12 protein-coding genes are annotated in these 15,127 nt (G+C 42.6%); 5 read left to right on the top strand and 7 right to left on the bottom strand.

Translation table 11 applies throughout. The annotated features are described in order from the left end of the window. Nucleotides 1-222: 222 nt before the first annotated feature. Nucleotides 223-2,427 carry a bifunctional 23S rRNA (guanine(2069)-N(7))-methyltransferase RlmK/23S rRNA (guanine(2445)-N(2))-methyltransferase RlmL gene (gene rlmKL / locus B4F08_RS08780; RefSeq protein ID WP_291374158.1) on the bottom strand — a complete coding sequence of 735 codons (2,205 nt, stop codon included), beginning with the start codon at nucleotides 2,425-2,427 and terminating at the stop codon, nucleotides 223-225. Between the two features lie 230 nt (nucleotides 2,428-2,657). On the opposite strand from rlmKL, the gene B4F08_RS08775 reads away from it, so the two are divergent. From B4F08_RS08775 to B4F08_RS08755, 5 genes are all read left to right on the top strand, one after another. Further along, nucleotides 2,658-3,011: a hypothetical protein gene (locus B4F08_RS08775; protein ID WP_110975262.1), complete on the top strand. Its 354-nt coding sequence runs from the start codon at nucleotides 2,658-2,660 to the stop codon at nucleotides 3,009-3,011. A 287-nt stretch (nucleotides 3,012-3,298) separates the two neighbouring features. Further along, the gene (locus B4F08_RS08770; RefSeq protein WP_086207842.1) at nucleotides 3,299-4,315 is read left to right on the top strand and encodes an aspartate carbamoyltransferase catalytic subunit; all 1,017 of its coding nucleotides are present in this window, start codon (nucleotides 3,299-3,301) and stop codon (nucleotides 4,313-4,315) included. An 11-nt stretch (nucleotides 4,316-4,326) separates the two neighbouring features. Beyond that, nucleotides 4,327-5,562, top strand: a complete 1,236-nt coding sequence (locus B4F08_RS08765) for a dihydroorotase (RefSeq protein ID WP_086207841.1) — start codon at nucleotides 4,327-4,329, stop codon at nucleotides 5,560-5,562. A gap of 168 nt (nucleotides 5,563-5,730) precedes the next feature. Then, entirely contained in the window at nucleotides 5,731-7,188 is a 1,458-nt protein-coding gene (locus B4F08_RS08760; protein ID WP_110975264.1) for an OmpA family protein, read from the top strand. A 112-nt stretch (nucleotides 7,189-7,300) separates the two neighbouring features. Further along, the gene (locus tag B4F08_RS08755) at nucleotides 7,301-8,323 is read left to right on the top strand and encodes a DUF1311 domain-containing protein (protein ID WP_171264400.1); all 1,023 of its coding nucleotides are present in this window, start codon (nucleotides 7,301-7,303) and stop codon (nucleotides 8,321-8,323) included. Between the two features lie 214 nt (nucleotides 8,324-8,537). Here B4F08_RS08755 and B4F08_RS08750 read toward each other — a convergent pair whose 3' ends face one another. The 6 genes from B4F08_RS08750 to B4F08_RS08725 all read right to left on the bottom strand — a co-directional run. Beyond that, nucleotides 8,538-9,167: a CoA transferase subunit B gene (locus B4F08_RS08750; protein WP_291374157.1), complete on the bottom strand. Its 630-nt coding sequence runs from the start codon at nucleotides 9,165-9,167 to the stop codon at nucleotides 8,538-8,540. Between the two features lie 3 nt (nucleotides 9,168-9,170). Beyond that, a complete protein-coding gene (locus B4F08_RS08745; protein WP_086207838.1) occupies nucleotides 9,171-9,875 on the bottom strand; it encodes a CoA transferase subunit A in 705 nt (234 codons plus the stop codon). A gap of 26 nt (nucleotides 9,876-9,901) precedes the next feature. Then, nucleotides 9,902-10,804 carry a hydroxymethylglutaryl-CoA lyase gene (locus B4F08_RS08740; protein ID WP_110975265.1) on the bottom strand — a complete coding sequence of 301 codons (903 nt, stop codon included), beginning with the start codon at nucleotides 10,802-10,804 and terminating at the stop codon, nucleotides 9,902-9,904. Beyond that, a complete protein-coding gene (locus B4F08_RS08735; protein ID WP_291374156.1) occupies nucleotides 10,801-12,792 on the bottom strand; it encodes an acetyl/propionyl/methylcrotonyl-CoA carboxylase subunit alpha in 1,992 nt (663 codons plus the stop codon). Before B4F08_RS08735 ends, B4F08_RS08740 begins: the two co-directional genes overlap by 4 nt. A gap of 20 nt (nucleotides 12,793-12,812) precedes the next feature. Further along, entirely contained in the window at nucleotides 12,813-13,607 is a 795-nt protein-coding gene (locus tag B4F08_RS08730) for an enoyl-CoA hydratase/isomerase family protein (RefSeq protein ID WP_291374155.1), read from the bottom strand. Between the two features lie 10 nt (nucleotides 13,608-13,617). Continuing rightward, nucleotides 13,618-15,127 (bottom strand): carboxyl transferase domain-containing protein (locus tag B4F08_RS08725; RefSeq protein ID WP_291374154.1); only part of this gene is annotated, 1,510 nt, incomplete at its 5' end.

Genomic DNA, 15,127 nt, shown 5'->3' with positions numbered 1-15,127 from the left:
ATTATTAAGAATTATTCAGGTGAACTTATTTGAAAGGAAACCATTGAAGGCTCTGTTTTTACCTGACAAAAAGTGGAATAAGCAAGAAGAACCTCAGCTGGAGTTCTTCTTGTGATATTTATGGGACAGCAGTGACGTATTTCGTCCCTTTTTATCTTTGAAAATTGTCCATGTAAAATTTAATGAAGATGAAATATGAGATCAAGTTTCATCTTTAATGCATTAATTTTTTGGATGGGTGATTTTCCATGCCCGATGGATTTTTTGATTACGTTTGAAATCAGGCCCAATGGTTTCACTGGTGATTTCTTCGACATCAAAGAACGCCAAAATTTCTTCGTCCATTTCAAAGCCACGGTAGTTGTTTGAAAAGTACAAAGTACCATCTGTGGTTAAACGGTTCATGGCGCGTTTAAGCAATGATAAATGGTCACGTTGTACATCAAAGGTACCGTAGAACTTTTTTGAGTTTGAGAAAGTTGGTGGGTCAATAAAAATCAGATCATACTGTTCATGACCTTCTTTCAACCACTCAAAACAGTCGCTGGCAAAGAACTGGTGTTGTTCATCGGCATGATCGACCGTTAAGCCATTCAAGACGAAGTTTTCTTTAGACCAACTCAAATAGGTGTTTGACAGATCGACGCTGGTTGTACTTGCTGCACCACCTAAAGCTGCATGTAAGCTGGCTGTAGAGGTATAACTGTACAAGTTCAAGAAGTGCTTACCACGCGCTTCTTGTGCAATACGTAGACGGATTTGACGGTGGTCTAAGAACAAGCCAGTATCTAGGTAATCGGTTAAGTTGACTAAGATTTTTGCTTTGCCTTCTTGTACGATAAAACGTTTCGAAGCTGTACTTTGTTTGGTGTACTGGTTTTTACCTTCTTGACGAGCACGTGTTTTGATAAAGATCGCATCACGACCTAAACCTGTTACTGCACGAATCGCCTGTAAAGCAAGATTGAAACGTTTCTTGGCTTTTTCAGGATCAATTTTTTTCGGTGGTGCGTACTCTTGGACGTGGAGACGATCACCATACAAATCGACTGCGACGTTAAAGTCAGGAAGATCAGCATCATATAAACGCAAACAGTGAATGTTCTCTTTCACTGCCCATTTCTTTAAAGTTTGCATGTTCTTTTGCAAGCGGTTAGCAAAGTCTTCAGCTCCTTCAATTGCTTCAAACTGTTGTGGCTGCCATGTTTCCAAGAAAGGTTTAACTACTGCCACAGGCTTAACACAACCTGAACGCACATAAATTGGCAGTTTACCATTCATCAAGCGCATGGTTTGCGGGTCGTTCAGCGCCAATACATCGGCTTGCTCAACGGCTGCGGCGATGACTGCTGCAGTTTGATTTGGGAAGTTTTTTTGCAATAAAGCAGATAAGCCTAAATATAAAGCACGGTTAGACGCTTTATCGCCTAAGCGTTCACCATAAGGTGGGTTGGTCACAATAAAGGCTGTTTTTCCTTCTGCTTCGAAGTTTGGCCAATCTGCCAAAGTCCGTTCTTCGATTTGAATGTGGTCGAGTAGACGTTCAAATCCTGCAGCGATGATGTTTTGTTTGGTGGCTTTTACTGCTTCCCAGTCAGCATCAAAAGCATAGAACTTAGGGAGCGGTTGTTCCAACGCTGCCTGATGTCGATCAGCTGCTTCCGCTTTGATGCTCATCCATAGTTCGTGATTATGACCATTCCAACCATTGAAACCGAAACGACGGACTAAGCCGGGTGCACGGTCTGTCAGCATCATCAACGCTTCAATAATGAATGTCCCTGAACCACACATTGGATCGAGGAAAATATCGGGTCTTTTTGACAGCAGTTTGGCTTTTTGTAAAATCGCAGCCGCTAAGTTTTCTTTAATTGGGGCATCAGTCATATAACGACGGTAGCCACGTTTATGCAGTGAGTCACCAGATAAGTCTAAACAGTAGGTATGTTCAGTTTTGCCTGCGAGTGCATAAATGGTAATTTCAGGTTGCTTAATGTCAATACTTGGGCGCTTACCCACAGCTTCCATAAATGAATCGACGATACCGTCTTTTACACGTAGCGTTGCAAACTGGCTGTTGACCTTAATTTCACGTTCAATATGTAAACGTACAGCAAAGGTACTTTGTGGTGCAAAAATCAGAGACCAATCAAAATTGATTGCACCTTCATAGAGCTCTTCAGCAACATCGCGTGCATCATGACTACGTTCTAATTCGTGGACGTGAATAGGCGTGAGTACACGTGATGCAAGACGTGACCACATACAAATGCGATAGGCATGCTCAAGAGTGCCTTTGAAAACTAAACGCCCAGGGAAACGTTCAATGTTTTGAACACCTAAACCTTCTAATTCTTCTTGGAGTAAGGTTTCTAACCCATCAGCACAAGTAACCCAATAGCTGCTTAAACGTGAAGCGGTATTCATAAATTTGAGAGACCAAAATAAAACAAAATAAACTCGCTAAAGTTTAACGTATTTTGCCTCTGAATGGTTTTTTTAATGTGCTTCTAGCTTTAGGAAATAGCAAAATAAATGAATTGCCATGTGAACAATAACGTTTTTGGTACGCATTTTGCTAAATCCTTGCAAGTTTAATTTATTGAATGATTTTTATAAGTCATCAGTAAATATTTTTCATTTGAAAGGGGAAGAATATGTCGACCAAGTTAGACCGAGGTGTTGTAAGTCATGCTGATACTTTTTCAATTGCAACTTTACTTTATGCACGTCTGCGCCGTGTATCGGGGCGCGTAATTGATGTGCTTTATTTAGTTGAAAATCCAAGTTATGCGCGTCAAATGGCGGAGTTAGCTTTAAGCACAGAGGATGCCGAATTGATTCGTTTGGTGAGCCGTTTAGATAGTGTTATGGACTTATTCAACTATGAGGAACCAGAAGCTATCGAGAAACCAAAAAACATGAATAACAGTCGCTATGAGTCAGGAGCAACCGAAGAAGAAATTTACCGAGCTCAAGTGTCGCATCACTATATTGGTGCTTTACGATAACAATCATTCAAATTTGATCAGCTCTCGAAAGAGGGCTTTTTTATAGCGATGCAAAACGTATCGGTGAAAGAATGTGCAATGTGCTAGATGATCCTCAATGGATTTGAGTAAAATTTTGAGAAAATAGATGCTAAAAAATGTTTAATTTAACTAATTGAAATAATAAATAAGAATTTCATAATCTTAGTTTTGAAGCCGATGATAATTAAGGCAATTGTTTTAAACTGAGGTCCAAATCAAAAAGAAAATCTGTATAATGCGTTAACTTAACGTAGAAGGAATCTCTCATGCACTTGGCAGCATTGCATACTCCGAGTCAGATTCAACTCAACCAAGATGGTCATCTCAAACACTTCCTTACCATCGAAGGTCTTTCTAAAGAAACTCTTACAAAAATATTGGACACTGCGCAGTCCTTTTTTAATGACCAAAATCAGCTGATGACGAACAACCTCTTAGAAGGTCGAACGGTCATGAATCTCTTCTTTGAAAACTCAACCCGTACTCGTACCACTTTTGAAGCTGCTGCAAAACGTCTTTCTGCAAATGTATTAAATATTGATATCGCACGTTCGAGTACTTCCAAAGGTGAGACGCTAAGAGACACTTTGTGGAACTTAGAAGCGATGGCGGCAGATATTTTTGTGGTACGTCATTCATCGTCAGGTGCCGCACATTTCATTGCCCAAACTGTTTGTCCACATGTCGCAATTATTAATGCAGGTGATGGTCGTCATGCACATCCAACACAAGCCATGTTGGACATGTTAACCATTCGCCGTGAAACCAAAAAGAAATTTGAAGATATTTCAATTGCTATCATTGGTGATATTAAACATTCACGCGTTGCACGTTCAGATGTTGCTGCATTACAAACTTTGGGCTGTAAAGACATTCGCGTGATTGCACCGAATACACTGTTGCCCTATGGTTTTGATGAATATGGTGAAGGTGTACGTCTCTTTAATAACATGGAAGCAGGGATTAAAGACTGCGATGTGATTATTACTCTACGTATTCAAAATGAACGTATTGATTCGCCTGCGCTGTCATCTCAAGCTGAATTCTATAAAATGTACGGCTTAAACAAAGAACGCCTTGCGATGGCAAAACCTGATTGCATCGTGATGCATCCGGGGCCTATGAACCGTGGTGTAGAGATTGATTCCAGTATTGCCGATGGCCCACAGTCGGTGATTTTAAATCAGGTGACCAACGGGATTGCAGTACGTATGGCAGTTTTGGCGCTTGCAATGCAAGGTCAACTGCAAGAGCAAGGTTTGTTAGACGCGATTGCGGTGTAAGGAAATAAGTCATGACTGTTGTAAAAATTGAAAATGTACGTGTCCTTGACCCAATTCATCAAACAGATACGGTTCAAACAGTATATGTGGAAAATGGCAAGTTGGTTTCTGAAACAGCTGACATCACAGAAACTATGGATGGACATGGTAAATGGTTGATGCCAACTATGGTGGACTTATGTGCACGCCTACGTGAACCAGGTCAGCAACAGCACGGGACATTAAAGTCAGAGGGTCGTGCTGCACGTGAAAATGGTATTTTACATGTGTTTACACCACCAGACTCCAAACCAATTGTGCAAGATAATGGTGCTTTGATTCATGGTCTGATGGAAAAAGCCATGTTGGATGGCGGTATTTATCTAGAAGTGATTGGTGCCCAAACCCAAGGCTTACAAGGCAAGCAACCTGCAAATATGGCAGGTTTGAAAAAGGGCGGTTGTACGGCAGTGTCAAATGCCAATGCGCCTTTTGCAGATGATGATGTTGTACTACGTACTTTAGAGTATGCAGCAGGCCTAGGCATGACTGTGGTGTTTTATGCAGAGGAACCACAAATTGCCAAAGATGGTTGTGTGCACGAGGGTTTCGTTGCATCCCGTCAAGGTTTACCGATGATTCCTGCAATTGCTGAAACCATTGCGATTGCCAAGTATTTGTTGATGATTGAAGCAACGGGTGTTCGTGCGCACTTTGGTTTGCTGTCTACAGGTGCTTCTGTGAATTTGATCAAAATTGCTAAAGATAAAGGCCTGCCAGTCACTTGCGATGTGGCGATGCATCAACTGCACTTAACAGATCAGTTGATTGATGGTTTCAACTCACTTGCGCATGTTCGTCCACCACTACGTGCTGAGTCAGATAAAGAGTTCCTTCGCCAAGGTGTGAAAAATGGCGTGATCGACGCAATTTGTACCCATCATGAACCATTGAGCAGCTCTGCAAAGCTAGCACCATTTGCTGAAACACAGCCTGGCATTAGCGCTTTTGATACCTATGTGGCTTTCGGTGTGCAATTGGTACGCGAAGGTTTATTTAGTCCTTTGGAATGGGTTGAGAAAGTCACAACTGCACCAGCAACAGTAGCAAATATGCTTGAACGTTGGACTGTTGAAGCAGGCTGGGTATTGGTTGACCCAGAGTTAGATTGGATTGTGAATAAAGACAATATTTTGTCGCAAGGGAAAAATACACCTTTAATCAATCAAGTCGTGAAAGGTAAAGTTATAAAAACTTTTATTTCTTAAGTTCCAGCCTATATTTCAAAATTGACTAAAAAGTCAGCTTAGGCTGGCTTTTTTATTGATTTGACGAAAAGTAATGTAAATACAATATTTTACAAAGTACAAAAAATGAGCAGATAAACTAAAAAATGACAATGAAAACAATGCGAAAAAAGTGGGGGGTAAGATTTCATGAATGTCGATTTTATGGATTTACTAGAACAAAATGTCTCTGCTATTGTTTTAGAAGGGGATACACAACATTTACTTGAAAAAAATCAAGCAATTCAATCTTTTTTACCTATTTTACTGTCTGTATTGAAGTCAAAATCTGAGTTAATTTCTGCATTTCAACAGCAGCTCAACCCACGTTTAAATGATGCTTTTGCATCACATATAGGGTTGAAGCAACAATTTCTCGAACAAGTGAGGGGGAGTGCCCCTACCGATGAAATTGAAAGTACCTTGAGCCGTTCGATTACACCTGCCTTGGCATTTTTAGCGACAGAGGCAGGTTCTTCTGAACCCGAAGCGATTTTACATTTGCTACAGGTGAATGCTGCTTCTATTAACAATGCACTGCCTGAGTGGGCAAGAGCATTACTGTCTGGATTAGGGGTAAATCCTTTACAGGGGCAGGCTACACATGTCTCACCTACAAGTGTATATAGCTCTAAATCAGAAGAAAAACGCTCTTTTTTACTGCCAGTCTTTGCTTTGATTATTTTAGCTGCGTTGTTCGCGTTTATTTTTAGAACCTGTACAGATAAAACAGATTCAGAAATAACACCTGCCAATAACGTGAGCGCCAGCCAACCTGCAAAATTTCAAATCACAACTGGGGCGACAGGGGATCTGGTGACTTGCCAAATTTTATCGGGGAATGCCAGCTATGTTGAAATTTTGCAAAAGGAAGTGAAGCAAACTTTTAACAACAGCATTGGATGTGGGGTTGATACACAGAACATTTATCATACCGCGTTTATTGATCAAGACGTGATCCCCAGTGTTTTGCGTACCCTAAAAGGTGTGCCAAATGTTAACCTTACTTGGTTGGGTGATCAGCTCTCAATTCAAGCCAACGATCCAGCCAATGCAGCTAAAATAGTAGATCAAATTAAACCTTTATTAAGGGATATGAAGCTTACAACACAGCAACCACTAGATGTGAATCGTGCAATTGATACCAGTATTAGTGATGCTGAACGTGCATTAGCTGAAATTAACCCAGCGCAAGTTCGAGCATTAGATGTTGCGACTGCATTAAATTTGCAAATTATCAACTTTGACACGGCTTCATCTACAGTTCCCGATGCCAATAAGTCGATTTTAGATCAGGCAGCGGCTCTGATGCAAAAAGCACCTCAAGCCAAACTGACCGTGATAGGACATACTGATGCAACAGGAGATGCGAGTATCAATAAAACCTTGTCGCAAAACCGTGCGCAAGCTGTTGTGGATTATTTAATTTTTAAAGGTGTCGATCCTGCACAGCTTCGAGCGATCGGTTATGGGCAAGAAAAGCCAATTGCAGATAATCAAACCACTGAAGGTAAGTTTAAAAACCGCCGCATTGAGTTTGAAGTTTTAAATACGGACACTGGTGTCGTACGTGAAATAGGCGAAAGTGGTGTTGAAAAGGTTAATTAAAAGGTATTTAAACCCTGCTTAGGCAGGGTTATTTTATTTATATACTCGCGTAAAGCTTTATTTTTTGGTTAAATACGCAGCGAAAACAACGACCTTATGGTTTATAACAATGATGAAGAAAACAATTTTTGCCAGCTTAATCTTGAGCAGCTTATTTTTGAGTGCTTGCAATCGTTCAGAGAACAAAACAGAAACAGCTGCTGAGACGCAAGATATGTCGGATTGGAGTTGTACAGCCCCTGCCAATGTCGAACAAATTCAAGCACATTTAAAAACGGAATATTTAAAAGCCTTAGACCGCCGTTTACGTGATAGTCGTGAATATGAGGCAGATGAAAAACTATTAGCGCAAATTAATAAAGGCATTCGTTTTGAAATTAAAGGCATTTCAACAATCACAGAAAAACCAGAAACAGCAAAGCAGTTGGACTGTGAAAGCCAGTTGGTGGTGATTTTCCCGAAAGGTTTACAGAAACGTGCTGAAAATGCATTTTTAGCGCGTCCATGTGAAGAGTGTGAAGATGGTTATCAAAGTACTCTACGCGATGTCCTAGAAGATGGTGAATACTCACTCCGTTTGGACAATGATCAGCTACAAGGCGCATTTAGCTATAACATCATAAAAACAGATAAAGAGGGCATTAGCCTCAACGTACCTAATCAAAATGGTGTGATTGATGGTGTGGTTCTCGTAACACAAAATGCAGTGCAGTTTGCAGCCTATGAAAAAGAAAATGCAGAAATCCAAGCGAATATGAAGCAGTATAACGAGCAAGAAGTTGCGCAGATGGAACTGGCTCAAAAAGCCATGAATATCCGTAAAAAAGAACTGGATGCAGACCAAGTTAAAGTGGTGGAACGCCTGAATCAAACTTGGGATAACTTGACTGAGGAACAAAAACAGCAGCTACAACAAGACCAAACCGAGTGGTTTGAAAAACGTGATGTAGACTGTAAAGTGATTTCTCAGAAAAGTGTCTACCAAATGGCGGATAGTGAAAAAGAAACCTATCAAAAACAGTCACAATATTGGGATGATGCGTTACGTGCCCAAGATCAACAATTGCAATATACCAAGTGCTTTAACCAAAAAACGACCGAGCGTGTTGTGTATTTAAATAATGTGTTTAATTAAGTAGCCTACACTATAAGTACACTTTTTGAGTATTTGTAGAATGAGAAAAGGACGAAGAGAATTCGTCCTTTTCTTATTTGGATTAAGTTTTATCTTTGGTTTAGTTTAAAGAATAGCAGGCATTTATTCATGTATGGGAACCATACCTTTAAAAACAGGATCGCTGCTTTAAAGGCATTGGATTATTTTTCTATTGGTATTAAATGGTGTTGAATTAGCGGATGAGGGGAACACCTGTCACTTTTTGAATGTCTTCAAAACTGACATCTTTCGCCAGTTTAACTAATTTCACACCTTCCTGAGTAATGTCCATGACACCGAGGTCAGTAATTACGCGATGTACGACATTTTTACCTGTCAGGGGCAGGCTACACTGCTCGACAATTTTCGGTGTACCATCTTTTGCAGAGTGTTCCATAAGCACCACCACTTTTTGTACTCCAGCAACCAAATCCATTGCGCCGCCCATGCCTTTGACTTTTTTACCCGGAATCATCCAGTTCGCCAAATCGCCATTTTGTGAGACTTCCATGGCCCCTAAAATGGCGATGTTGACATGACCTCCACGGATCATGGCAAAAGAATCTGCACTAGAGAAAAATGCAGCGCCCTGACGTGCGGTAACGGTTTGTTTTCCAGCATTGATTAAATCGGCATCGACCGTTTCGGCTGTTGGAAACTCGCCAATACCCAATAACCCATTTTCAGACTGCAACCAGACGTTGACGTTTTCAGGAATATAGTTGGCCACCAGTGTAGGTAAGCCGATGCCCAAATTGACATAAAAACCATCTTCCAGCTCAAGTGCTGCACGTTGTGCCATTTCATTACGAGACCAAGCCATGGGTTAAGCCTCCTCTTTTAATGTGAGTTGTTCGATACGTTTTTCAGGGTTTGCATTCAGCACAATCCGATTGACATAAATACCTGGCAGGTGAATCTGGTCTGGGTCTAAAGCGCCAATTTCAACAATTTCCTCAACTTCGACAATGCAGACTTTTCCAGCCATCGCACATACAGGGTTAAAGTTTTGTGCGGTTTTACGGAAAATTAAGTTACCAGCAGTATCGGCCTTGTACGCCTTGACCAGTGCAATGTCAGCGGTGAGCGAGTTTTCTAGAATATAAGGTTTACCATTAAACGCTCGCTCTTCTTTGCCTTCGGCAATGAGTGTGCCGACACCTGTTGCGGTAAAGAAGGCGGGGATACCTGCACCTCCAGCACGGAGTTTTTCTGCCAGTGTGCCTTGAGGGGTGAGCTCCACTTCAAGCTCACCACTTAAGAACTGACGTTCAAATTCTTTGTTTTCACCCACATAAGAAGCAATCATTTTTTTGATTTGTTTGCTTTCTAATAAGAGACCTAAGCCGAAACCATCGACGCCTGCATTGTTTGAAATACAGGTAAGGTTTTTCACGCCCGTTTGTTTTAAGGCCGCAATCAGACTTTCTGGAATACCGCATAAGCCAAAGCCACCAACCGCTAGGGTTTGACCATCTTGAACCACATCTTGCAGTGCATCCTTTGCACTTGAATAAACTTTATTGACCATAGTGTTCTCGTTATCAATTGAATGGCTTAGGCACAGCGCTTTTGCCAGTAGGCATTGGCATAATTAGATGGATTGGTACGTTGTAGTACTTGGCTGATGTTTTGGCTGGCAATCATCAGTGCATCAAGATCAACCCCTGTGTCATAACCCATGTTGGAGAGTAGGTAGTAAAGGTCTTCTGTGGAAACATTGCCCGATGCGCCTTTGGCATAAGGGCAGCCACCTAAACCTGCAATGGACGAATCAAATACACGAATGCCTTGTTCTAAAGACTGGTAAATATTGGCAATCGCCATGCCATAAGTATTATGAAAATGTCCTGCTAAACTCGCAGCATCCATTTCAGCTAAACATGCCTGCCAGACTTTTTTTACGCGGTCTGGTGTCGCCGTACCAATCGTTTCACCTAAGGACACTTCATAGCAGCCCATGTCCAGCAAACGTTGACTGACGTGTGCAACTTTGCTCGGTGCAATTGCGCCTTCATAGGGGCAGTCCACAATACAAGACACATAGCCACGCACTTTGATGTGATGAGCTTTCGCCGCAGTCATGATGTCTGCAAATTTTTCAAAGCTTTCATCAATGGAGCAATTGATGTTCTTTTGGGTAAAACTTTCGGAGGCTGCGGTAAAAACAGCAACCTCCTGACAGCCGACAGCCAATGCAGACTCAAACCCTTTTAAGTTTGGGGTCAATAAACTAAAACTGATATTCGGATCTTTAGGTAAGCTGGCAAAGAGTTCATCACTCTGTGCCATTTGTGGAACCCACTTTGCAGAGACACAAGAGCCCACTTCAATGGCACTGAGTCCTGTCTGCATTAAATCTAAAATCAGTTTACGACGGTCATCCAAAGTGAGTGGTGTCTTTTCATTTTGCAAACCATCTCGTGGTCCGACTTCAACAATTCTGACAAATTCACTCATGCGGCACCTTCCAAGCTTGAAAACTCAACCAATTCATCGCCCGCTTTGACCTGATCACCGACTTGGAAGTAAGCCGCAGAGACAATGCCGTCATGTGGAGCACGAATTGAATATTCAATTTTCATCGCTTCAAGCGTGAGGAGAACCTCATCTTTTTTCACTGTACTGTTGTTTTGTACCAAGACTTGCGTAATCACACCCGGCATTGGTGCTTTTAAGTTATTGGCATCAGAAGTATCATCTTCGGTATTAAAGTTAGGCTGAATATGTGCAAATTTATAGCTTTGACCATCTGCATATAGGGTTAGGCCCTGCGGACTTGAACTATAAGCATAGGTCTTTTTGCTTTTTGCACATTCAATTTTAGCTAAATGTGTCTCTAACAATTCACCTTGAATGAAAATGCTATTTCCATTGTATTTTGCGGTAAAGCCTTTTGCCGTTGGGCTGAAATAGACTTTATGTTCTTCATCGTTCAGTGCCAGTTTAATGGCATAGCTGGCATTAATATTTAAACGCCATAGAGACTCGGCTTGCCATACAGGATTTGCAGCTGTTTGATTGCTGGCAAAGCGGGACAAGAGTTCAATCAATGCCGCCGTGATAATAAGCTCTGAAGAGGCTGTTTCATTGTGTTGTAGTAAAAACGCTTCTTCACGTTGAATTAAGTTGGTGTCTAGGTTGGCGGTTTTAAACGATTCTGAACGGACCAAGCGGTCTAAGAATGCAATGTTATTGCCCAAGCCATTGACATGAAACTGACTGAGAGCATGGTGCATTTGCGTGAGTGCTGCTTCACGATTCTTCGCCCAAACAATCAATTTGGCAATCATTGGGTCGTAAAAGGTCGTGATTTCATCCCCTTCAACAATGCCACTGTCTACACGGACATGCTCATTTTGCTGAGGGTAGTGTAGGTAGTGAATTTTACCAATCGCAGGTAAGAAACCTTTTTCAGGTTCTTCAGCATAGACACGCGCTTCTAGTGCATGACCATGAATACTGAGTTCGTGTTGTTGTTTCGGTAGCGGTTCACCAAAAGCTACACGTAGTTGCCATTCCACCAAATCTTGCCCTGTAATCATCTCTGTTACAGGATGCTCAACTTGCAGACGGGTATTCATTTCCATGAAATAGGCCGTGCCATCTTGTTCCACAATAAACTCAACTGTACCTGCACCGACATAATCCACTGCACGTGCTGCATCAATAGCGGCTTGGCGCATGGCTTCGAGTTTTGGTTCTGCCATTTTGGGTGCAGGTGCTTCTTCTAAGACTTTTTGGTGGCGACGTTGCACTGAACAGTCGCGTTCAAATAGATGCACATAGTTACCATGCGTATCACCAAACACTTGCACTTCAATATGGCGGGGTTGTACCACATAGCGTTCAACCAGAACATCGTCATTGCCAAAGCTTGAACGCGCCTCACTTTTACATGAAGCTAAATGGCTTAAAAAGTCTTCGCCGCGATCAACCAAACGCATGCCTTTACCCCCACCGCCAGCACTGGCTTTAATCAGCACAGGGTAGCCAATGGCATCGGCTTGTTGTTTTAAAAAATCAGGATCTTGGTTGGTGCTATGGTAGCCCGGTGTCAGTGGTACGCCTGCTTTTTCCATTAAAGATTTAGAGGTGGCTTTAAGGCCCATGGCTAAAATGGCATCTACAGGTGGACCAATAAAGACAATGTTGTTTTTTTGGCAGGCATTGGCAAATTGGTCATTTTCAGATAAGAAACCATAACCTGGATGGATTGCTTCTGCACCTGTGTCTAAGGCAGCTTGGATAATACGTTCAATTTGTAGGTAGCTTTGTGCAGCAGGAGATTCGCCGATATAAATGGCTTCGTCGGCTTGTTGCACGTGCTGTGCCTGAGCGTCAGCATCTGAATAGACTGCAACGGTGGCAATTCCCATTTTTTTTGCAGTTCGGATCACACGACAAGCAATTTCACCACGGTTTGCAATTAAGATTTTATTAAACATATCAATATCCTTTCTTGTTGTTATGCCGTCGTCTTGATCCAGACTGGACTGTGTTTATTTAAAAAAGCATTTAAGCCATTTTTCGCCTCTGATCCTTGGCGTACATGGGCAATATGTTGTGCGGTTTGCAACAACAATGCTTCGGTTAACACGTGTTGATCGACCATTTGGATAAGTTGTTTTGAAGCTGTTTGTGCTTCTGGCCCACCCAAAAGTAAGGCATCGACCATTTCTGCGACTTTTTCATCCAACTGTTCAGCATCGGCCACCACATGCGCTAGACCAATGTGTAGCGCTTGTTCCGCAGAAATACGTTCTGCGGTTAAAAAGTAGCGTGAAGCTTGACGTGCGCCAATCGCACGAATCACATAAGGGCTAATGGTTGAAGGGGCTAAACCTAAGCGCACTTCAGAGGTCGCAAACTTAGCATCACTGCTTGCGACACAAATATCACAGGCAGAAGCCAGTCCCATGCCACCACCAAAAGCAATGCCTTGCACGCGGGCGATGGTCGGTTGTTTTAATGTCGCTAAACTTTGTAGCATTTTCGCCAGTTTTAATGCATCGGCTTCATTTTCAGCCTCTGAGGCTTGTCCCGCTTCTTTCATCCAGTTCAGGTCTGCACCAGCCGAGAAGCTTTTGCCACGTCCAGCTAAAATCACGACACGGACATCATCACGCGTATTGAGTTCGCTAAAGCAGCGGTGTAGTTCTTCAATCACTTGAGTATTAAAGGCATTATGCATTTCTGCACGATTAATCCATACCGTTGCCACTTGGTCGCGTTGTTCGAGTTGTAAATATTGAAAGCTCATCGCTCATCTCCTACATGCGGAACACGCCGAATTTGGTCGGTTGAATGGGTGCATTTAAGGCTGCGGCTAAACTTAAACCGAGCACCTGACGGCTTTGTGCAGGGTCAATCACACCGTCATCCCACAAACGCGCCGATGCATAATATGGATGGCCTTGATGTTCAAATTGGTCACGGAAGGGTTGTTTAAAATCATCTTCTTCTGCGGCTGACCAAGACTCGCCACGTTTTTCGATTTGATCACGCTTTAGAGTCGACAATACACTTGCTGCTTGTTCACCCCCCATCACCGAAATACGCGAGTTCGGCCATGTCCACATGAAGCGTGGTGAATATGCGCGACCACACATACCGTAATTGCCTGCACCAAATGAACCACCAATCACAAGAGTGAGTTTTGGGACATTTGCGGTGGCAACAGCCATGACCAGTTTGGCGCCATTTTTGGCAATACCTTCATTTTCGTATTGGCGACCGACCATAAAGCCAGTGATGTTTTGGAGGAACAGTAGGGGAATATTGCGCTGCGTACAGAGTTCAATAAAGTGAGCCCCTTTTTGTGCAGACTCTGAAAATAAAATACCGTTGTTGGCAATGATGCCAACGGGCATGCCATAGATTTTGGCAAAACCAGTGACTAAGGTGGTGCCAAAGCGAGCTTTGAATTCATCAAAACGTGAACCATCGACAATGCGCGCAATCACTTCACGAATATCGAATGGCTTTCGTGCATCACTTGGCACAACACCATACAGTTCTGTTGCATCAAATAACGGTTCTTCAATCTCTGTTGCACGTGTATGTGGTGTTTTATTTAGGTTGGCCACGATATTACGAGCAATGGCAATGGCATGTTCATCGTTTTCAGCCAAATGATCGGCCACACCAGACAGGCGAGTGTGCACATCACCACCACCTAAGTCTTCACTGCTGACCACTTCACCTGTTGCCGCTTTCACCAGTGGTGGACCACCTAAGAAAATTGTCCCTTGGTTACGCACAATAATGGTTTCATCAGACATGGCAGGTACATATGCCCCCCCAGCCGTACAACTGCCCATTACCACCGCAATTTGGGCAATTCCCATGCTGGACATACGTGCTTGGTTATAGAAAATACGGCCAAAGTGATCACGGTCAGGGAAAACTTCGTCCTGCATTGGTAAATAGGCACCACCTGAGTCAACCAAATAAATACAGGGCAGATGGTTTTGCTCTGCAATTTCTTGAGCACGTAAGTGTTTTTTCACAGTCAGTGGGTAGTACGTGCCGCCTTTTACTGTCGCATCGTTGGCGACGATCATGCAGGTCACACCATTGACCTGGCCTACACCTGCAACGACACCAGCCGCAGGCACATCGTCTGCATAGACGTTTTGTGCCGCCAACTGACCAATTTCAAGGAATGCCGTGCCTGCATCAATTAACTGATCAATACGATCACGTGCTAACAGTTTTCCGCGTGCCAAATGTTTTTGTCGCGCCGCTTCACCGCCACCTAAAGCAATTTGTTCTGCTTTT

The sequence above is a fragment of the Acinetobacter sp. UBA6720 genome, assembly GCF_002454215.1.
In the GTDB taxonomy this organism is placed as follows: Bacteria; Pseudomonadota; Gammaproteobacteria; order Pseudomonadales; family Moraxellaceae; genus Acinetobacter.
The sequence above is the reverse complement of the archived record's forward strand: the minus strand, read 5'-3'. Positions and strand labels throughout refer to the sequence as shown.